This is a genomic window from Sodalis sp. RH24 (genome assembly GCF_047324145.1).
Lineage (GTDB): Bacteria > Pseudomonadota > Gammaproteobacteria > Enterobacterales > Enterobacteriaceae > Acerihabitans.
Genome location: NZ_CP178729.1, coordinates 2746251 through 2767728 on the forward strand (window position 1 = coordinate 2746251; position 21478 = coordinate 2767728).

A 21478-nucleotide genomic window follows, 5' to 3' on the forward strand; every position below is an offset into this window, starting at 1 on the left:
CCCTATTAATACTTTTTCAGGTAGCGAGATCGATATATTGCAGAATCAATCCCTTGGAGAGTAATGTCCAGCCGTCAAGCACCACAAAAAGAATGAGCTTAATAGGTACGGATATGGTTATGGGACTCATCATCATCATGCCCAATGAGAGCAAAATACTGGAAATCAGCAAGTCCACCACCACAAACGGCAGATACAGATAAAAGCCGATTTTGAAGGCATTTTTGATTTCACTTAACGCGTAGGCCGGCAGCAAAGCCAGCATTGAAGGCGTTGTTTCCTCATCTTCATAGGAGGGGTCGTCTCTGCCCTGCCGGGACTGCGCTTTTTCAAAAAATTGCGCCAGGTCGGGATCGGCATATTTCTGCAAATAGGCTTTATAGCCGCTCATGCCGTTTTCGACAAAGTCGACCACCGTCTCCACGCTGTTGAACTGGACTTTTTCTTCAGTAAAAGCGTTATAAGCATCCCGCGCCACCGGGGACATCACAAACATGGCCAATATCAGCGCCACCCCGTTTAAGGTCATATTCGAAGGCACCTGTTGCAGCCCCAAGGCATTACGCACGATGACGAATACAATGGAAAACTTAACGTAACAGGTACCGGCGGCAATCAAAAACGGCAATAATGATAAAAACGCCAGTGAGGCAATTATCCCGATTTCATTAGGCATGGGGATCATCCGGGTAAAGTTGCATTATTTCGACCCCCAGGCGATCGTCCAATTGCACTAATTCGCCCCGCGCCAGCAAATGGCCGTTGCTTCGCAGCTCGATCCTGTGCTCGCACGCCGGGTCTAACTCCAGAATTTTGCCGGCAAACAGCGCGTTGACCTCGCCTATCGACAGGAAGCGCCGCTGCAAAATAAACTCCACATTCAGCGGCAGTTCGGTCAGTACGCCGGGCAAGGCCGTGTTATCCAATGAGGGCGCAGGGTCACTCTCCGTCAAAGGATATTCTTCATACATTCCATCTTGGCTTTCATCGATCATTATCATGTCCTCTCGTTGGCAAAAATGTCCTATCCGCCGTCCCTGGCATTTCACATAGCGCGAAAGCGCGGCAATCAATACCACATCGCCAACCGCCACATCGCGCGCTATTGCCGCCGGCAGCCGGCTGGCGCCAAGAATAAATTCCACCGCCAGCGGCAGGTCCTGCAGGCCGTGGCAGGATGGATCCGGCAGCCTGATCCGGCTGCGATCCAGCGCCGTCACCCAGACCGGGCATTCCCGGGCGCTGAGCCGGGGCAATGGCAGGTCGCGGCCCTGGCTAGACGCAGCAGGCTCCCACGCCTGTATATGTCGGTAGTCCAGCGCGCCGTCGGCAAATGTCAGCGGCCGGGGCATGGCGTTAAACAACGCCATGATTTGCCGGTCGTCGCAGGCGGCGACAGCCATGGCGGCCAGCGCCGGCGCGGTCTGCGCCAGCCATTCACGGGGATCCAGCAGCGCCCGCCACTCGCCATCGTCGGCGATGACCATCATCAGTGGTCCCGCCGCCGGAGGTAATGCCAGAGCGACAGCGACGCCGCCCGCCCGCCATCCCGCCAGAGCCGGGTGCCAGGACGCCTGCGCCTTTGGCAGCTTGCGCAGCGAAAGTGTACTCACTCGTCCTCCTCCTGCTCCGGATCCTGGTTCGGCTGTTGCCCGTGTTGCTCATCCCGCACGGGCAACAGCTGGTAATTTTCCGGCATAGGATGAGTAGCCATTTGCTTAATCACTTCCTGACTCGACGGCAACAGCGTGATGTTCTGACCGGCCGATACCTGTACGTGATGATGGCCCGGCACCGAACTGAAGGCATAGGTCAGGGTGCGGTCGGTGTTGGCAGCCTGGTTTGGCTGAGGCATCGTTGCCTCGTGGCCGTGGTTCGCCGGCCGATCCACGGCCGGCTGGCCGGCCCTAACCTCGGCGGCATGATTATTCGCCGGGATTGTCGCGCCCGCGGCCGCGCTTGATAGCAAATCGGCTAACAGGCGCGCATCGGCGGCTTCGCCCAAGGTGCCATCGGTCGGTGCAAGGTTGCCTGCGACGTGCGCGTCAGGCGCAATTATTTTATTCCCCTCCGCTAACACCGCCGGCGTGTGTGCAGCCAGGGCGCGCGTCCCCTTTCCGGGCTGAGCGCTGTTATTCACATCGCCCGCAGGCGCGGCGCCAGGTTCTTCCACCTGGCCTGGCAGTAATTCGCTGCCGCCGGCGATGAGGTTTGATGGCGCCGAACCCAGATTCCGCTGCGCCAGAAACGCAGAGACGTGGGCCGGGCGGGCACTGGCCGCGCCGGCATTCGCCCCCTCGGCATGGGCTTGATCAGACACCAGGGCCGAATGCATGCCCATCATTGTTTCCACCGCCGATAATGCGCCCAGGCTGGAAAAGACACCGTCTTCGCGCGCTATCATCTGCGCGATGAAGGCGCCGGCGGGGTGCTGGTGCTCAGTTGGCGAGAATGGTTTCTTAAGACGCTGGCGCTCATTCACATCGCTTTGCCGCTGGCGGGCAATATCCTTGATATCCTGCACGAATTTGACCGGGTAATTATGCCCGCGGCCGAAGTTAGTTACGGCGACCATGTAATAATCTCCTGCGTTTCATTTTCATCCTGACGTAAGCCGGCAAGCCTGAGCGCTTTTTTCTGCTTTTCGGCCCATGTCAGGTACTTTTCATGTTTACGCTGCCAATGCTGCTTTTCCGCCTTGAGGTCGGAGAGCTGCCGCGTGAATTCCTCGCGCTTATGCAGCAATGTGTGTTCCTGTGCTTCCAGCTCTTTAATTTTTTGCCGGAATACCGCGATACGGTGCTGACACAAAAAAATCCGGGCTTTGTCCAGCCTGCCGCTGGGGCGCTCCTGCTCAATCAATTGCCGCAAGCCGCTTTTTTGTTGGCCCAGCGCATCGGCTTGCGCCTCGTTCTCCCGCAATTGGCGCTCGGCGGCGATGCGCCGCATATCACAGCGCCGCAGGCCGGCGTCGCAGCGGCCGATGAGGACTTTGATATTACGCAACGACGGCATGCATCATCCGCAGCGTGGTGGCGAAGTCGGTGCTTTCCTGCGTGGACTGACGCAGCAAGGCCATGAGTGCCTGCTGCTTATTCATGGCGCGATCGTTTTCAGCGTTCTCGCCGGGGCGGTACTCGCCCATATCCAGGAATATCTGTAATTCCTCAAGCCGGGCCATCAGGCGGCGCACTTCGCCCGCCAGGGATTGGTGCTGCCCATCGGTCACCTGGCCGGCGACCCGGCTGATGCTGCGCAATATATCGATGGCGGGATAATGATTTTGCGCCGCCAGCTTGCGGCTCAGGTAAAAATGTCCGTCCAGAATGGAGCGTATTTCGTCGGCAATCGGGTCCGGCTCGTCGTCGCTTTCCAGCAAGATGGTATAAAACGCGGTAATACTGCCGTGACGGGTGTTCCCGGGCCGCTCGAGAATACGCGGCATGGCGTCGAACACCGAGGCCGGGTAGCCGCGTCTGGCCGGGGGTTCTCCCGAGGCCAGCGCCACATCCCGCAACGCGCGCGCATAGCGGGTAATGGAATCTAAAAACAGCACCACTTTTTTCCCGCGATCGCGGAAATACTCCGCCACCGTGGTGGCCACCCTGGCCGCATTACAGCGATCCAGAGAGGAGAAATCCGAGGTGGCGTACACCAGCACGCATTTATCCTGCCGGCCTGAGCGGCGCAGGGATTCGGTGAATTCAGTCACTTCCCGCCCGCGTTCGCCTATCAGTCCGATAACAAATACATCCGCCTCGGACCGGTCGATCAGCATATGCATCAACACCGTCTTGCCGCATCCCGCCGAGGCGAATATGCCGACCCGCTGCCCGGTGCCGCAGGTCAGCAGGCCGTCGATGGCGCGGATCCCGGAAATAAAGGGCGTGTCGATAACGGCGCGATCCAGATACGGGGGCGCGTCGATATCGATGGGGCGGATTTCCGGCTGCGGGCCGGGCGCCGGGGAATGCAGCCGTTCGACCACATTCCCCATGGGATCAATGACCGTGCCCAGCAGGTCCATGCCGACGGTAATGCCCAACTGGGCGCCGGTGGGATGCAAAACCACATCCCGGCATAAACCACGGCCATGGCCTATCAGGCTCAGCACCGTGCGATTGCCCTGAAAGCCCAGTACCTGGGCGCGAGCGACAATCTCCGCCGTGCGCCAGTCGCGGCGCACTTCGCACATCTCGCCCACCGCGACGCCCGGCAGCTCCGCCTCGATAATCGGCCCCGCTAAACGCAGAGGCTGGGCCTGGCGCCGCAGCAGCCTCATCCGGGCGGTCATTAATGCATAACCTCGATGATACGTTCCAGACGCTCAAAATAACCTTCCAACGCCTTGCTAAAGTTTTCCGCGCTTTGCAGAGAGTCCGGATGTAATAATGCTTTAAATTCCAGATAGCCTTCATTCTGGGCGAACTGAAACTGCTGGCTGCGGATAAACGCTTCGCCTTCCATATGTTCCTTCAATAAGGAATATCCGCATTTTTGCAAGGCCGCCTCATCGTATTCGGCAATGCGCGACCAAAACCAGATATCCTCATCCTGGCTGCTGATGTAGATACTTGGCAAATCATGAAAATCGAGCGCAATAGTTGAATGGCTATCAAAATTAGCCAACAGTTTGGGATCACAACCATTTCCCAATAAGGCTTCGCGCACTAAAGCGGCAATATCAACATACATGTATTATACTCCAGGTTAATTAGATACTTTTAATAACATTAACATTTACAGCTTCAGTTAATTCCCCAAAAGACATGACCTCGAGATCGCGAAAACGCGACTCGATGAGTTTTTTGACGAAGCGTCTGATATCCACCGAGGTTAATAAAACCATATCTTTTTGAGCAATCAATATGCTTTCTAAACCTACGGTAAACAAATCCATTAATTCATCCGAGACCGACGGGTCCAGGTGTAAAAATGCCCCGGACGACGTATTTCTGATACCGCCGCGGATCGTTTCCTCCACCTCCGCCGACAGAATAATTACTCTTAGCTCATTATTAATAGCGAATTTATGGCATATATAACGCGCCAGCGCGCCCCTGACATGCTCCACCAGGGTAATGACGTCTTTCTCCCTGGGCGCCCACAGCGCCAGCGACTCCATGATCAATTTCATATTGCGGGTAGATATGCGCTCCATTAATAAGCGCTGCAACACCTCGGCAATACGTTGCACCGTGGCATGGCGCAGCACCTCCTTCAATAAGTCCGGATATTTATTCTCCATCAGGTCCAGCATATGTTTGGTTTCCTGTACGCCGAGGAACTCGCTGACGTGATGGGACATCAATACCGCAAAGCAGTGGTATACCTCATCCACGGCGGGACGCAGCTGGAAGCCCAGCTGCAGCAGGGTTTCCCTGGCCTCGCGCGCCACCCAGATACAATCTTTGTCGACGCGCATGTCGATATCGAGATGTTGAATCTCATCGGAGGCATTGACCACGCGCAGCATATCGAAATGAATGGTGAAGGCGTCGGCGCGAATTTCGTTGATCAAGACCATGACGGTGGATTCATCGACATTTTCGGCGGCGCGCAGAATCGGTTCCGGCAGTTTTACGCCGAAATCGACAAAAAACTGGCTGCGCAGGCGTTCGCACAGCCGCTCCTGTTGCAATAAGGCAAAATTGGCGCGCGATACCACCAGTATCAGCGCCACGGTCTCGGCGGCCACCTTGTCAAGATCGTCGATAATGTTCAGCCGGGTGTCCATGCCGCTCTCGCCTTGCGCATCCTGGTGAGGGAGTGTTCCGGCACGGCCATCCACGTCGGCCGCCTGCGCCCTGCGCTGCCTGCGATGGCGGAAATAGAACACGGCCGCCAGCGCGCCGGCCAGCAGGATAAACACCGGCAAGGGGAACCCCGGCAGCAGGCCGATCGATAGGGCCAGGAACGCGGTAATCATCAGTGCAAACGGGTTGCCCATGATTTGTTCCATGATCGTGCGGCCCATGTTGTCGCCGTCGCCGTTGACGCGCGTGACGATAAGCCCGGCGCTGATGGAAATAAGCAAGGCGGGGATCTGGCCGACCAGCCCGTCGCCAATGGTCAGCATGGTGTAGGTATCCAGCGCCGTGGACATATCCATCTGATGCTGGCTTATGCCTACGGCCATGCCGCCGATAAGATTGACGAACGTCACCAGGATGCTGGCGATGGCGTCGCCCTTGATAAATTTCATGGCGCCGTCGAACGAGCCGTACAGCTGGCTTTCCCGCTCCAGCACGCTGCGCCGTTCGCGCGCGCCGTCCGCGTCGATCGTGCCGGCCTTCAGATCGGCGTCGATGCTCATCTGCTTGCCGGGCATGCCGTCAAGTGAGAAACGGGCCGCGACCTCCGCCACGCGTTCCGACCCCTTGGTGATGACAATAAACTGCACTACCGTGACGATGGCGAAGATGACAAAGCCCACCACCAGGTTATCGCCGATAACAAACTGGCCGAAGGAGGCGATGATGTCACCGGCGTCGGCGTCGGTCAGGATCAGACGGGCGGTGCTGATGGTCAGGGCCAGCCGGAACAACGTGGTGATCAGCAGCACGGAGGGAAAAGTGGAAAAGCTCAGGATGCGATCAATGTAAAACGCGCCCATGAACACCAGCACGGCGATAACGATATTCAGCCCGATAAGAAAATCCAATAAGTATGTCGGCAAAGGAATAATCAACATACTGATGATCATGATCACCAGCGCCAGGATAAGCAGCTCCGGGCGGGAATGCATATTATGCAGAAATTTTGTCAACACGTCGTTATCCCATGCAAAGACGATGAACTTTCACCGTCATTTTCGATTTAATCTGTTTTCAATGACTTCGCGCTTATACGCCAGGCCGGCAAGATATTCGAACTCAATAAACATACGCTGCGCAGATTCATTGCAGACAAATAATTCATGTGGCAATAATTTACATGCACGAAACAGAGGCTGCAAAATAGCGGAGCGTTCGTCATGGCGGCGCAATAAAAACGTTTCCCCAATTAAATAATGAAGATGATCATCTATATCTTCAGGGAACTGCAATAGCGAGAATAAAAATATCAGCCAATCCGTTTCACTTTTATTTAAACCATTAATCACTTTATTTGATAATAGCTGTTTCATAAACAGATCATCCCCGGAGCGTATCAACCTGAGCTGGCCCAATTTACCGATAAAATCGCCGTATACCGATGCCGAGCTGGGCGTTACCGCATACACATCGGCCATCAGGGCGGCCTCGATAAACGCCAGTATCACGTTGCGATACTGGTGTCCATAACAGGCGATCCAGTCCTGGTACTCCTCCAGCGCCCGGCGTTCCTGTTGTAAAAATAGCCGGTAGCTTCCCCGCAACATCGCCGGATTCAGTTCCAGATGGGCCTGCCCGAATAACCTGGCCTTGAGCGCACAGTTAATGCCGGCGTTGACAAGCCGGGGGTCGGCCTGCGCCTCCACCTCGTCCAGCAGTTGCGCAAGTTCTTTTCCCACCGTTTCGTTCAGCTTACGGCGCCGCAGCAGTTCGCGCAGCACCACCACCAAATCACTATCATCAGGAAACAGGGAGCGGGCAAAAAGCAAAAACGCGTTCTTCTGGAACAGATTGCCGCTGTTAAGCATACGCAGCAGCTGATCCACCTTGGGGATGGCATCGTTTTCCAGGATACGGGCGAAATTCATCTCCGTATCCCGCGCGTATTTCTCGTACTGCCGCCTGCTGGCGAATTGGGCCGCCGCCGACGACGCGCTTTTGCCGGATTGTTCCGCCAGTTTGACCAGGCTGGCGGCGCTGCGTTTTACCTTAACCTTGGTGGCGACATCCTGCCCGGGCTGCCGGCCGGGCAACCTGGCGTCAGGCAGGCTGAACGCGCCGGCGTTGCCGATGCCGCCGGTGGCGTTTACCGCCATTTCTGGCTATCCAGCAGGTTGCGCGACCAGTCCGGCAAGGGGGCGGATCGGCGGCCGGCAATCAGGCTGTCCGCCACGTTGCTGGCGTCGGATTGCAGGGGCTCGGTGATTTCCCGCGGCTCTATGAGGAAAATACGCACCATATTGGACTGGGTATTCTGCTTATAGTTAAACAGGCCGCCGATAAGGGGGATGCTGCCCAACCCCGGGATCCTGCCCTCACGCCCGGAGATTTCATCACGGGTATAACCGCCGATCAGCAGGCTTTTTCCCTGGGGCACCCGGGCCACGGTGCTGATATTGGTGCGCCCGACCTTGGGAAGAATATTGCCGGCGGATACCGTGGTCTCATTGAGTTCGTTGCCGTCCTCGATATTGAGCACCATTTCAATTTGCCCGTCGGCGGTAAAGCGCGGCAGGACGTTCACCATGGTGCCGTAAGTAACATGCTGCAGCTCGACGTTACGCTCGCCGATAAGCTGGGTATAAAAAGTGCGGTTATTGTCAAAGATCGCCGGGATATTTTCCTGGGTCAGCACCACCGGACGCGAGACGATATTGGCGCGGTTTTTCTGCGACAGCGCCTGGATGGAGGCGACAAAACGCGCGCCGTCGAGGGTGGAATAGGAACCGCCGTTAAAGGACACGCCTAACTGGTTGCCGATATTCACGCTCCCCTGCCAATTGACGCCAAGCTGATCCAGATCGTCCCGTTGTATGTCGACAATCCATAAGGAGAGCTCGACATGCCGCTTTGTCGTATCCAGCGCCGCCACCAGATTGGTGATCAGCTGCACCTGTTTGGCGGTACCCTTGACCAGCAGGCTGTTGGTATTGGGATTGGCAATCACGTTGATCGGACTGGCGGCGGATTCGACGCGCAGCGCTTCCGCCAGGCTCGACCGGGGCTGGTAGACCGTGGTCCCGGCACCCAGCGCCTCAAGATTGAACTCGGGCATTTTCGGCGCCGGCATGGCGTCCGGCATCAGCGAGTGCACCGCCGTGCCGGCCGTTTTCGTGCCGCCCTTCAGCAGTTCGTTAATCACCGTGGCCACGCCGGGGATGGTAATTTTTTCTCCGCGCTGCTCATAGACCCGATCGGTGACGAAGGTATTGCTGAGATGGATAACCGCCGTTTTCTCATCACCGGATCCGATGCCGGTGGCGGACTGCTCGTCCATATTTTTGGCGGTATTCATCACCAGATCGACATAGAACGGCGGCCCGGAAATATAAAACGTGCCACTGCTGTCATCGCCGCGCAGCGGATAGCGGCTGTCGAGCAGCTTGGATTTGCGCAGGAAGTTGTCCAGCGCCGTAAAGGACGTATTATTCAGCGACATCATCGAATTACGCATTTCACTGGCGTCGTAAACGTAAATCGCCTGGCCGTCGTGATACCAAATCAGGCCCAGTTGCTGGGAAATTTTCTCCAGCAGATCCTGGGGATTGCTGAAGTCAAACTCGCCGCTGATTTGCTTGCGCGCCGCCAGCTTGCTGACAATGACCGGCTTGCCCAGACGCGACGACAGCGCGTCGAAAAACATTTTTAAGCCGTCTTTATTGGCGACATAACCTTCGGCGGCGATAGCTCCCCCGGTGAGTGGATTGGCCTGCGCCAGCAGGGGAACCATTCCGCCGATCAGGCACCAACATATCAGGCTTTGCTGTATAAATTTTTGCGCTTTCATTTTTCCAGTTTCTTGTTGATGATGTTCCACAATCCCCGGGGGGAAACGCCAAAAGCATCCCTGATATCATTGGATAAATGGGATGAGGACGCGTAACCGTACCGCATCGCCACCTCCGTCAGGCTTTGCCCCTCTTCGACCACATCGAGCAAGGCCCTGGCGATACGCCAGCCGCGCAGCTCGTTTTTAGCTGAATTGCCCAAGGCATTACGGCATAACCGCCGGAAATGCGAATAGGACAAACCATAACGCGCGCCCAGCTCATGTATTTTGCCGTGGCTGACCGATTCATTTAATAAAAAGCGGATGAGCCAATACCATTCCGTCCGGCGCAGAAAAGATGCCAGCATGCCCATTTCGGTGGGCAGCAGGTTGCTTTGCGTCAACAGCCAGCGCTCGACATCGCCGCAGTTGGCAATAAGCGGATCGCTGTTAAGTTTAATGCTGTCCCAAGGCTGTAAGGGATCGTATTTCAATGACACCCGGCGTGATTCATCAATAAATACCTGCAATTTCACCAGCGCAAATAAAGGCAGCTCCTGCTGGATGGGCGCACCGGAAATAATTTCCAGGTTGATTTTATTCATGACCAGAATACCGTGCCAATCCTGCGACAGATTCAGGGTGGAGGATTCCTGGCCCGACTGGAAATGGATGCGGCACGCCTGATTATGGGTTTGCATCAGCCAGCATGTGGGTTCGGTTATATCCTGTTTATAATTTTCCGCGAGCGGCCTGTGGGGCAATATGATATTCTCTTTGTTCATTATTAACCCCATGCGTTTTTGATTAACCTTGATACTCATGATAATGCCTTTGTGTCTTCCATAAATCATGATGGGAATCTGATTCATCGAGTTAAATTTAATGATGTATAAAACCGCCCAGAGCGAAAGTCGTTAAACAAAACATTAATAACCAGGACTAATATACATTTGCATATATTGTTTAATCACATATTCAGGATGCAGCCGGTCGCGCCATCACCGGCGCGTTGCTCGTATCCAGGCGTTTATAGTGTTCCCAAACGCGTTGGGCATAACGCATGCGCAGGTGTTTGCGGCCCGCGGCGGTTCCCGCGTTATAAGCACCCACCGCTTCCCAGGAATAACCGTAGCGCTTCATCATGTCCGCGAGCACCGAGGCGCCCACCATTACCGAGACGCAGCTATCTTCATACAGCCGTTGCTCATCAATGCCCAACGTCCTGAGCCGGGGCAAATGGAGGCTGTTGATCTGCATCAGGCCGATATCGCGGGTGCCGTTGGCGTTTTTGCCCGTGGCGCGCGGGTTCATATTCGATTCCGTCAGCGCAATGGCCTGCAGCAGCCTGGATTCGATGGAAAAATGACGTTCCGCCTGCGACCAGCAGTCCGCCGACACGGCGGTGGCGCTTAACAGCAAACCGAGCGCGATGAAATATTTACCTGCGGGCATGGTGCTCAACACTCCGGGACCTCGGCCCGCAGGGGTTTAACCCGGGGGTCGTTGCGCCATAACATCAGGCAGGGCGAGGAGGTGCTGGAAAGCTGGTCATACCATTTTTTTGCCGCCCGGTATCCTTGGCACTGGAGGATAACCGGCAGCAGCGCCGACGGCATCATATGCGTGGCCCGCCGCATCAACGTGGCGACCTGCTCGCCGTTGACCGCCGCCGACTGCGAGAACATGCGTGTATAAAGCGCGTTCAGGTAGACAATGCCGTCCTGTTCGCTGCCGTTCATCAGATGGGGGATCAGCTCCGCGGCCCGGCCGGGTTGCCCCTCGCTGCACAGGATGACCGCCCGCATGCTGAGCAGCACCGGATGAGCGCGCTCCTCCGGTGATTGGCCCCCGGCGATATCCAGCGCCGCCTGCGCATTACCGTCGCAATATTCCAGCCACATCATCAATACCTGAACAGCCATCATCTCGGGCAGCATTTTCCGGGCCTGGCGCGCGAAATACAGCGCTCTGCCGGTGTCGCCGACAATAAGCAGATGCCATGCATAATAATAATTAACCGAAGGATTATCCCCGGACATCGCCAGCGCTTGTTTAAACCGTTCGGCCGCCTCGCTGAAAGCGCGATTCAATCCCTGCAGCACCCCGCTTAACGCCAGCGCCTCGGGGTGATCCGCCGTGCGCGCCAGTACGCCGTCGATCAGCGCGCCGCATTCGCGCAACGCATGATCAAAATCCATCATGCCCATTTGCCCGAGGGCGAAATAACATTCCGCCAGATGGTATTGCAGGTCGATATCATCCGGGGCCTGCCGGCGCCCCTGTTGCAGCAGGTCCAGGGCCTTGCCCAGGCTTTCCGGCGTGTAGGCCAGGAAGGCGTCGCGCCCCGCACGGTGAACGGCCCGCGCATCAAGCGTGGACGAAGGCGGGTTTAGGGTTTGACCGTCCTCGCGCAGACAGGGAATATGCTTCAACAGCAGCGGCTTGATACGGCGGTTTATGCACGCCACCGTCAGCCGGCCGTCAAGGTTTATCGCCTCCCGGTGCAGCACCAGATGATCCTGCGCGCGCATCAGTTCAACACGCATCAGCGGCCCGCTTGTCTGGCTCAGCTGGTAGCCGGTCAGGTAATAATCCGGCTTGATCTTTTCCATCAATTCCAGGGTCGTTTGCAGTGATGTGCAGCCAAGCGTCAGCGACGAAGGCAGAACGTGCAGCCCGGCCGCCGCGTAGCCGGTCATTTCCTGCACTATTGCATCATGCAGTTCCAGCGTATCCAGATGCGCGTCCAGGTGAAATGGCAGCACCGCAAAAATGCAGCTGGCCGTGGTCATGCGTTCACGGGGCGTGACGCGGGTAACAGGCAGGGTAAAACGGTAGCCTTTACCATAAACGGTATCGATAAACCGGTTATGCTTGCCTTCCTGCAAAATACGGCGCAGGACATAGATACACCGCGTCAGGGATTCTTCACCGACATTGCCGCCGGACCAGACTTCATTGATCAGCCGGTCCTTGCTGACCACCTCGCCGGCGGATTCCAGCAGCAGGATAAGCACCCCCAGCTCTTTTGGCGACACGCTGATTTTCCGATCTTTATGAAACAGAACGCGGGTAGAGTGAAGGATAAAATCACCAAAGCTGTACTGGACTTTAAAATGGTTCACCACCTCTTTCCTGATCCCTTTGATCGGCAGAGGCGTCGGTGGAATATTCATGGCACGCGGTCGATTAAATACATTACTCATATTTTCTTCCTACCCGAGAATGACGACGGATTAAAATGGCGGTTCGCCCCTGGATAAGCCTAGGGCATGACCTGTGCACATTTCATCAATACACCGATCATTTCTTATTCATATAGCCTTTTGCCGCCCACAATAGCCTTACATTAAAACTACTATACAAAAATTAATGATCCACTTTAACAATGAGAGAAGTTATTATTTATGTAACCAGATGGGGTTTATGTTAATTACATTAATCCACCTTGGTGTTATATATGCATCGCCGGGCGATTATGCTTAAACCCAGCGTCAACCCAGCGTTAAAGTCTGCCGCAAACCACGATTTATGCTGGAGGATTAAGGCCCGGTTCATTTAACGCCAGCTTACAAGGATACGGTATCCATATTTGCAGGGCAGATCAAAAAATTAATAAATTATTCTTTATTTTAACAATACAGTGAGCATCGTTGCCGAAAAAATATTAATTCCATTTCATATATTGTGTATTAAAAAAATGAATATATTCAATCATGCACCCAAGGCATAAATTATTTTTTGCTGGGACGCCCTGTAAAATTAAAACGGATTATATAGTGAGCACGCTTACTGTCAAATAAGCCGGCGGGGGAAAAGTAAAGTTATCTCCATAAGCGGTGGGGAATAACAATAACAAACGTGAATTGCAGTACAAAATAGCGAATAAAAATGGGGATTCGCCACCATTAAAAACATAACGTTAACATTTTTAACCAGAGTGAAACATGATAGCCCGGGGTAAACAACCGTCAATATGCCGCAAAATCCGTGAGCAGCGATTAAAAAGCCAGCGATTCCCAGCGGTTACCGGCATCATTGGCCAACAGGGCAAAAACCCGACAATTATATTATCAAGTTTACAAACACCGGGGGTGACAACGCGCCATTTGCCTGCATATTTAATGCACCTGGTTACCTAATGTTATTTTAAATCAATCACTCTCATCCTTCATTGTGCTGCTCAGCAGAGTCTTTATCTCGGGTAAAAGCGTGGTTAAAGCAGCGCTGATGGCGGGGAGAATCTTTATCGTTATGCCTGTTTCCCCGTATAAGTGAAATGCTTTTTGACGAAACTTTTACAATAACGCGGCCTGAATTACTTTATCCTAGTACGATGATAATTCCCTGACCACTGATGGCCGCCCGTATCGCATGAAAATCCGCTCACAACGTAAAATCAAATGGCGCAATATTCTGTTGTTGTTAATCGTCGTGCTGTTGATTGCAGCCGCCCTGTTCTATTTTCTGCCAAGGCATAGCGGCGGCACGAATGCCGATCCCCGGGCGGGAGGGCCGGGAAGGGCGGGCGCCGGCATGGGCGGCCTGGCCACGCCGGTGCACAGCGGGACGGCGAAACAGGCGGATGTGCCAGTATATCTTTCCGCGCTCGGCACCGTGGTGGCCAACGCCAGCGTCACGGTGACCAGCCGGGTGGACGGCCAGTTGATGCAGGTCTATTTCGTCGAAGGCCAGAAAGTGGCCAAAGGCCAGCTGCTGGCGCAAATCGACCCCAGGAGCTACCAGGCTACCCTGGAGCAATATCAGGGCGAACTGGCGCAAAACCAGGCATTGCTGAAAAGCGCCCAGCTGACCCTGGCGCGCTACAAGACCCTGTTTGCGCAGGACTCGCTGTCGCGGCAGGATTTGGAAACCCAAACCGCCACGGTCGGTCAGTACCTGGGCACGATCAAAGCCGATCAGGCGCAAATCAATGCCGCCAAGCTGGATCTGGAGTACGCGCGCATTACAGCGCCGGTGTCCGGCCGGGTGGGGCTGCGGCTGGTGGACCCCGGCAATATGGTCCACAGCAGCGATACCACCGGCATTGTCACTATTACCCAGACCCAGCCGATTGCGGTGACCTTCAGCCTGCCCCAGGTTAATTTACCCACGCTGCTGAAATCGCTGCACCAGGGCAATTCCCTGCCGGCCACGGCCATCGATCAGGACGGCATTACCCCTCTCGGCCAGGGCAAGCTGAATTTTATCAGCAATGAAATCGATAGCGATACAGGCAGTATCAAGCTAAAGGCGATTTTTGCCAATGATGACGAAAGCCTTTACCCCAACCAGTTTGTCAACATCCGGCTGCAAACCGGGACGCTGGCCGGCGCGACCGTGATTCCCGCCCAGGCGCTGCAGTTAAGCAGCGACGGCGATTTTGTTTATGTGATCAAGGCCGACAACACCGTTGAGCGAAAAGCGGTTAAAACCGGGCCGGCGTTCGGCAGCGATTTGCAGGCCGTGTTGTCCGGCGTCGCCCCGGGGGACCAGGTGGTCACCGAAGGCATAGACCGTCTCAATACCGGCAGTAAGGTGACGGTGGTGAATACGGCGCAAACCAAGGACGTGACGGCGCAATGAATCCCTCACGACTGTTTATCCAACGTCCGGTCGCCACGATTTTGCTGATGATCGGCGTGCTGGTCGCCGGCATTTTCGCCTATCGGATGCTGTCCACCTCCGCCCTGCCGCAGGTGGATTATCCCACCATCCAGGTGACGACGCTTTATCCCGGCGCCAGTCCAAGCGTAATGGCGTCGTCCATCACCGCCCCGCTTGAGCGCCAGTTGGGACAGATGGCCGGCCTGAGCCAGATGTATTCCACCAGCTCCGGCGGCGCGTCGATTATCACCCTGAAATTTTCGCTGGAGCTGTCGCTGGATGTGGCCGAGCAGGAAGTGCAGGCGGCCATCAACGCCGCCGACAGCCTGCTGCCCACCGACCTGCCCAACCCGCCGACCTATAAAAAGGTCAATCCGGCGGATACGGCGGTCATTACCCTGGCCGCCACCTCCGATACCCTGCCGCTTATCAAGGTGCAGGATTTGGTCAATACCCGCATCGCCCTGAAGCTGTCGCAGATTTCCGGCGTGGGTATGGTGACGCTGGCCGGCGGCCATCAGCCGGCGATACGGGTGCGCATGGATCCCCGCGCCCTGGCGGCGCATAACCTGACGCTGGCCGATGTCGATACGCTGATTGGCAACAGCAATGTCAACGGCTCCAAGGGCGGGTTCGACGGCAAATACCACTCCATTACCATTGATGCCAACGACCAGTTGCGCACGGCGGCCGAGTACGGCAACCTGATCATTACCTACCAGAACGGCGCCGCGCTGCGCCTGCGCGATATCGCGCAAATCGACGAAGCGGAGGAAAACGCGTTCCAGTCCGCCTGGGCCAATCGCATGCCCGCCATCGTCATCAGCGTCCAGCGCCAGCCCGGCGCCAACGTGATCTCGGTGGTGGATAATATCAAGGCCCAGTTGCCGACCCTGCAGGCGGCGCTGCCCGACGGGGTTAAGATCGCGATTTTATCGGACCGGACCCAGACCATCCGCTCATCCATCAGCGACGTGCAGTTCGAGCTGCTGCTGTCCATTGCGCTGGTGGTGATGGTGACGTTTCTGTTCCTGCGCAACCTGGCCGCGACATTAATCCCCAGCATCGCCGTGCCGCTGTCGCTGGTGGGCACCTTCGGCGTGATGTACCTGGCCGGATTCAGCCTGAACAACCTGTCGCTGATGGCCCTGACGGTGGCCACCGGTTTTGTTATCGACGACGCCATCGTGGTGGTGGAAAACATCTCGCGCCGCCTGGAAAACGGCGAAACCCCGATGCAGGCGGCGCTTAACGGCTCGGCGCAGATTGGGTTTACCATTATTTCGCTGACCTTTTCGCTGATTGCGGTACTGATCCCGCTGCTGTTTATGGGCGATGTGGTCGGGCGCCTGTTCCGCGAGTTCGCCATTACCCTGGCGGTGGCGATCCTGGTGTCGATGGTGGTGTCCCTGACGCTGACGCCGATGCTGTGCGCCTACCTGTTGCGCCATATCCCGGCGGAACAACAGAGCCGGTTCAACCGCAAGGGCGGGCAGCTGTTCGACAAGCTGGTGGCCGGCTACGATCGCTGGCTGACGGTGGTGCTGGATCACCAGCGCCTGATGCTGTTGGTGGCGCTATTGACCCTGGCCCTTACGGCACTGCTGTATCTGGTGGTGCCGAAAGGCTTTTTCCCGCCGCAGGATACCGGCCTTATCCAGGGGGTAACCGTGGCCTCGCAGGATGTGTCGTTTAGCGAGATGGCGGCGCGACAGCAAAGGCTGGCGGATGTCATTCTCAAAAACCCGTCGGTGGCGAGCGTATCCTCGACCATCGGCATCGACGGCAACAATACCAGCCTGAACAGCGGCCGGCTGCAGATAAACCTTAAGCCCTTCGCGGATCGCGACCTGCGCGCCGATGCGATTATCACGCAGCTTAAGCAGGCCGTCGCGGATATCGCCGGCATCCAGCTGTATCTGCAATCCGCGCAGGACCTGACGGTTAACGATCAGGTCACGCCCAGCCAGTACCAGTTCACCCTCGACGACGCGGACAGCGAAAACCTGGTCGCCTGGACGCCGAAAGTGGTGGCGGCGCTCGCGGGGCGGCCGGAGTTCAGCGAGGTGGTGAGCAATCTACAGGATCAGGGCCAGGTGGCCTACGTGGAACTGAACCGCGACGCGGCGGCGCGCTACGGCATTACCGCCGCCGATGTGGATACCGCATTATATAACGCCTTCGGGCAGCGCCTGGTGTCGACGATCTTTACCCAGTCCAATCAATATCGCGTGGTGCTCGAGGTGCTGCCGAAGTACCAGCAGTCGCCGGCGTCGCTGGACGATATCTACCTGGCCACCAATCTTACCGACGGCACGAGTACGGCCAGCACCTCGGGCAGTTCGGGTTCGTCCGGCGCTACGACGACATCAAGCGCATCGAGCGGCTCCACCACCAGTTCCTCAGCCGGCATGGTGAAACTCACCGCTATCGCCGCAATCCACCTGCGTACCGGGTCGCTGCTGTACGCCAGGCTCAATCAGTTCCCGGCGGTCACCCTCTCCTTTAACCTGCAACCCGGCTATTCGCTGGAAGACGCGCAGCAGGCGATAACCAACGTGACCGATGAGCTGAAACTGCCGTCCAGTATTACCCTGCGCTACCAGGGCGAAACCTCGGCGTTCCAGAGCGCCACCGATAACACCCTGTGGCTTATCCTGGCGGCGCTGATAACCATGTATGTGGTGCTGGGCATCCTGTACGAAAGTTTTATCCATCCGGTGACGATTTTGTCCACCCTGCCCTCGGCGGCGGTGGGCGCCCTGCTGACGCTGTTGTTCGCCGATACGGAGTTCAGCCTGATAGCGCTTATCGGCGTTATCCTGCTGATCGGTATCGTCAAGAAAAACGCCATCATGATGATCGACTTTGCGCTGGAGGCGGAGCACCACCAGCATCTTACGCCGCGTGAGGCCATCCACCAGGCCTGTCTGCTGCGCTTCCGGCCGATCCTGATGACCACCATGGCGGCGCTGCTGGGCGCGCTGCCGCTGATGCTGGCGCACGGATCCGGCGCCGAGCTGCGCCGGCCGCTGGGGCTGGTGATCGTCGGCGGCCTGATATTCAGCCAGGTGCTGACGCTGTTTTCCACGCCGGTGATCTACCTGTGGTTTGACGGCCTGTCGCAGCGCGCGCAGCGGACATGGCGCCGTTACGGCCGCCAGGAGCGCTGATGAATATCTCGCGCGTGTTTATTTTTCGCCCGGTGGCGACACTGTTGCTGACGCTGGCCATTGTGCTGCTCGGCCTGCTGGGCTACCGGCTGCTGCCGGTGGCGCCGCTGCCGCAGGTGGATTTTCCGACCATCATGGTCAGCGCCAGCCTGCCCGGCGCCAGTCCGGAAACCATGGCCGCGACGGTGGCCACGCCGCTGGAACGCGCCCTGGGACAAATCGCCGGCATCAGCGAAATGACGTCCAGCAGCGGGCAGGGCTCCACCAACGTGATATTGCAGTTTGACCTGGATCGGGATATCAACGGCGCGGCGCGCGATGTGCAGGCGGCGATCAATGCCGCGCGCAGCCTGCTGCCTTCCAGCATGCCCTCGCTGCCCACCTACCGCAAAGCCAACCCGTCCGACGCGCCGATCGTCGTGCTGGCCCTGACCTCCCCCACCCGCACCAGCGGGGAGTTATACGATCTGGCCTCCAGCGAAATCCAGCAAAAAATCGCCCAGGTCGAGGGCGTCGGCCAGGTATCGCTGTTGGGCAGCTCGCTGCCGGCGATACGCATTGAGCTGAGCCCGCAGATGATCACCCACTTCGGCTTATCCCTGGATACGGTGCGCAGCGCCATCGCCAACAGCACCAGCAATTTACCCAAGGGGATATTGCAGGGGGACAGGCAATCCTGGGTGGTGGACGGCAACGGCCAGCTGGATCTGGCGCGCGATTACCGGGCGCTTATCGTCAGCTATCAAAACGGCACCGCCGTGCGGCTGGGGGATGTGGCCAGGGTCTACGACTCGGTGGAGGATAAATACAACGTCGGATACTACAACCAGACCCCGTCGGTGATGATTGGCGTGACCCGCCAGGCGGGCGCCAATATGCTGGAAACCATCGACGCCATCAAGGCGCGGCTGCCGGCGCTGTCCGCCACCCTGCCCGGCGACGTCGGTTTGCATATGGTGGTGGATCGCTCGCCTAACGTGCGTTCCTCGCTGCGCGATACCGAAGAAACGCTGCTGATCGCCGTCATACTGGTGATCGCGGTGGTGTTTGTCTTCCTGCGCAACCTGCAGGCGGTGATTATCCCGGCCCTGGCGCTGCCGGTATCCCTGATCGGCACCTGCGCGGTCATGTACCTGCTGGGCTATAGCCTGGACAACCTGTCGCTGATGGCGCTGATTATCTGCACCGGGTTCGTGGTGGACGACGCCATCGTGGTATTGGAGAACATTACCCGTTATATCGAACAGGGCCTGGGGCCGGTGCGCGCTTCAATCCGCGGCGCGCAGGAGGTCAGTTTCACCGTGCTGGCGATGACATTGTCCCTGGTGGCGGTGTTTATCCCCATCCTGCTGATGGGCAGTATCGTCGGCCGGTTGTTTCGCGAGTTCGCGATAACGCTCACCGTCTCGCTGCTGATTTCGATGGTGGTCTCGCTGAGCCTCACCCCGATGCTGTGTTCCCGGCTGCTCAAGCGCAAGCCGCCGGTGACCCGCAAGCCGCCGCGGATCTATGTGCTGATCGAGCGCGGGCTGGCCCGGCTGCTGGCGGCCTACGCCGTTGCCCTGGCCTGGGTCATGCGCCACCAGCGCCTGACGCTGTTCAGCCTGGTGCTGACCGTGATGCTGAATATTTTTCTCTATACCGTGGTGCAGAAAGGCTTTTTCCCCAACCAGGATACCGGCCTGCTGATGGGCATGCTGCGCGCCGACCAGAACGTCTCGTTCCAGGCCATGAAACCCAAGCTGCAGGAGTTTTCGCGCATCATCCAGCAGGATCCGGCGGTGGACGGCGTGCTCTCCTCCATGGGCAGCGGCGGCTTCGGCTCGCGCAACAGCGCCAACTTTTTCGTGCACCTGAAGGATTTCAGCCAGCGGGACGCCAGCGCCGCCGAGGTAGCCAACCGCCTGACCGCCAAAGGTCTTAACCAGCCCGGCGTCCAGCTGTTCCTGATGCCGGCGCAGGATTTGCATATCGGCGGCCGCAGCGCCAACGCCCTTTACCAGTACAGCCTGCAGGCCGACGACCTCGATACCCTGCGGCTCTGGACGCCGAAGGTCAAGGCGGCGCTGGAAAAGATCCCGCAGCTTACCGGGGTGGACGCCGATTCCCAGACCGGCGGCCAGGAGGTGATGCTGAATATCGACCGGGATAAGGCCACCCGCCTGGGCGTGAACGTGCAGATGCTCGATACCCTGCTCAATAACGCCTTCAGCCAGCGGCAGATCGCCACGCGTTATAAAACCCTTAACCAGTACCATGTGGTGATGACCCTGGACGCCGCGTTCACCGTCGATCCGGCGGTCCTGAACGAGCTGATGGTGGTCAATGGCCAGGGCCAGCAAATCCCTATTGCCGCCTTTGCCAGTTTCAGCGGCGCCAACGCCTCGTTATCCGTGGCGCATCAAGGGCAATCCGCCACCAGCACCGTGGCGTTTAACCTGGCGGACGGCGTGTCCCTCGAGCAGGCGCAGCAGCTTATCAAGACGGCCATGGCGCAGATTGGCCTGCCGTCCACCATCCAGGGCGGCTTCCAGGGCACCGCCAAGGCCTTTACGGCGCTGGCCTCCAGCATGCCCTGGCTGATACTCGCCGCGCTGGCGGCGGTCTACATCGTGTTGGGCATGCTGTACGAGAGTTATATCCATCCGTTGACCATCCTGTCCACCCTGCCCTCCGCCGGGCTTGGCGCCCTGTTGCTGTTGATTATCACCGGCACCCAGCTCACGGTGATCGCCCTGATCGGCATTTTGTTATTGATAGGCATCGTTAAGAAAAACGCCATTATGATGATCGATTTTGCCCTGGCGGCAGAACGGACCCAGGGGCTCAGCCCGCAGCAGGCGATTACCCAAGCCTGCCTGATGCGTTTCCGGCCGATTATGATGACCACGCTGGCGGCCTTTTTTGGCGCCCTGCCGCTGGCGCTGGGCAGCGGCGGGGATGCGGATTTGCGCAGCCCGCTGGGCATGGCGATTGCCGGCGGCCTGGCGCTGAGCCAACTGCTGACCCTGTTCACCACCCCGGTGGTGTATCTGTATATGGACCGGCTAAGCCGTTCCGGCAAGCGGGCCTGGCGGCGTTTTGGCAAAACCGGCGCGGCCTGAAGCCGG

General features: G+C 57.5%; 15 protein-coding genes. 3 read left to right on the forward strand and 12 right to left on the reverse strand.

Annotated elements, in window-relative coordinates; genetic code table 11:
* Nucleotides 1-16: 16 nt before the first annotated feature.
* The 12 genes from ACL2XG_RS12655 to ACL2XG_RS12710 all read right to left on the reverse strand — a co-directional run bounded on the left by ACL2XG_RS12655 (nucleotide 17) and on the right by ACL2XG_RS12710 (nucleotide 12794).
* Entirely contained in the window at nucleotides 17-676 is a 660-nt protein-coding gene (locus tag ACL2XG_RS12655) for an EscR/YscR/HrcR family type III secretion system export apparatus protein (RefSeq protein WP_410012230.1), read from the reverse strand.
* Entirely contained in the window at nucleotides 669-1613 is a 945-nt protein-coding gene (sctQ, locus tag ACL2XG_RS12660) for a type III secretion system cytoplasmic ring protein SctQ (protein ID WP_413722043.1), read from the reverse strand. Before sctQ ends, ACL2XG_RS12655 begins: the two co-directional genes overlap by 8 nt.
* Nucleotides 1610-2575: a hypothetical protein gene (locus tag ACL2XG_RS12665; protein ID WP_413722042.1), complete on the reverse strand. Its 966-nt coding sequence runs from the start codon at nucleotides 2573-2575 to the stop codon at nucleotides 1610-1612. The genes sctQ and ACL2XG_RS12665 overlap by 4 nt, the downstream gene beginning before the upstream one ends.
* Entirely contained in the window at nucleotides 2563-3015 is a 453-nt protein-coding gene (locus tag ACL2XG_RS12670) for a hypothetical protein (protein ID WP_410012233.1), read from the reverse strand. Before ACL2XG_RS12670 ends, ACL2XG_RS12665 begins: the two co-directional genes overlap by 13 nt.
* The gene (gene sctN, locus ACL2XG_RS12675) at nucleotides 2999-4294 is read right to left on the reverse strand and encodes a type III secretion system ATPase SctN (protein WP_410012234.1); all 1296 of its coding nucleotides are present in this window, start codon (nucleotides 4292-4294) and stop codon (nucleotides 2999-3001) included. Before sctN ends, ACL2XG_RS12670 begins: the two co-directional genes overlap by 17 nt.
* Entirely contained in the window at nucleotides 4294-4695 is a 402-nt protein-coding gene (gene spaK, locus ACL2XG_RS12680; protein ID WP_410012235.1) for an SPI-1 type III secretion system chaperone SpaK, read from the reverse strand. Before spaK ends, sctN begins: the two co-directional genes overlap by 1 nt.
* Before the next feature lie 19 nt (nucleotides 4696-4714).
* Entirely contained in the window at nucleotides 4715-6748 is a 2034-nt protein-coding gene (locus tag ACL2XG_RS12685) for an EscV/YscV/HrcV family type III secretion system export apparatus protein (RefSeq protein ID WP_410016634.1), read from the reverse strand.
* Nucleotides 6749-6808: 60 nt separating this feature from the next.
* Nucleotides 6809-7912, reverse strand: coding sequence for a type III secretion system gatekeeper subunit SctW (sctW, locus tag ACL2XG_RS12690; RefSeq protein WP_413722041.1), 1104 nt, complete (start codon nucleotides 7910-7912; stop codon nucleotides 6809-6811).
* Nucleotides 7903-9603 (reverse strand): type III secretion system outer membrane ring subunit SctC, encoded by a 1701-nt coding sequence (sctC, locus tag ACL2XG_RS12695; protein ID WP_410012237.1) that lies wholly within the window; start codon nucleotides 9601-9603, stop codon nucleotides 7903-7905. The genes sctW and sctC overlap by 10 nt, the downstream gene beginning before the upstream one ends.
* On the reverse strand, nucleotides 9600-10409 hold the full coding sequence (locus ACL2XG_RS12700; RefSeq protein WP_410012238.1) for a helix-turn-helix domain-containing protein: 810 nt from the start codon (nucleotides 10407-10409) through the stop codon (nucleotides 9600-9602). The genes sctC and ACL2XG_RS12700 overlap by 4 nt, the downstream gene beginning before the upstream one ends.
* A 154-nt stretch (nucleotides 10410-10563) precedes the next feature.
* Nucleotides 10564-11040, reverse strand: coding sequence for a type III secretion system invasion protein IagB (gene iagB, locus ACL2XG_RS12705; protein ID WP_410012239.1), 477 nt, complete (start codon nucleotides 11038-11040; stop codon nucleotides 10564-10566).
* A gap of 5 nt (nucleotides 11041-11045) precedes the next feature.
* Entirely contained in the window at nucleotides 11046-12794 is a 1749-nt protein-coding gene (locus ACL2XG_RS12710) for a winged helix-turn-helix domain-containing protein (protein ID WP_410012240.1), read from the reverse strand.
* Nucleotides 12795-13962: 1168 nt separating this feature from the next.
* Here ACL2XG_RS12710 and ACL2XG_RS12715 point away from each other — a divergent pair.
* The 3 genes from ACL2XG_RS12715 to ACL2XG_RS12725 are packed head-to-tail and all read left to right on the forward strand — an operon-like array spanning nucleotide 13963 to nucleotide 21472.
* On the forward strand, nucleotides 13963-15174 hold the full coding sequence (locus tag ACL2XG_RS12715; protein WP_410012241.1) for an MdtA/MuxA family multidrug efflux RND transporter periplasmic adaptor subunit: 1212 nt from the start codon (nucleotides 13963-13965) through the stop codon (nucleotides 15172-15174).
* Nucleotides 15171-18368, forward strand: coding sequence for an efflux RND transporter permease subunit (locus tag ACL2XG_RS12720; protein WP_413722040.1), 3198 nt, complete (start codon nucleotides 15171-15173; stop codon nucleotides 18366-18368). The genes ACL2XG_RS12715 and ACL2XG_RS12720 overlap by 4 nt, the downstream gene beginning before the upstream one ends.
* A complete protein-coding gene (locus ACL2XG_RS12725) occupies nucleotides 18368-21472 on the forward strand; it encodes an efflux RND transporter permease subunit (protein ID WP_413722039.1) in 3105 nt (1034 codons plus the stop codon). The genes ACL2XG_RS12720 and ACL2XG_RS12725 overlap by 1 nt, the downstream gene beginning before the upstream one ends.
* The last annotated feature ends 6 nt before the right edge of the window (nucleotides 21473-21478 follow it).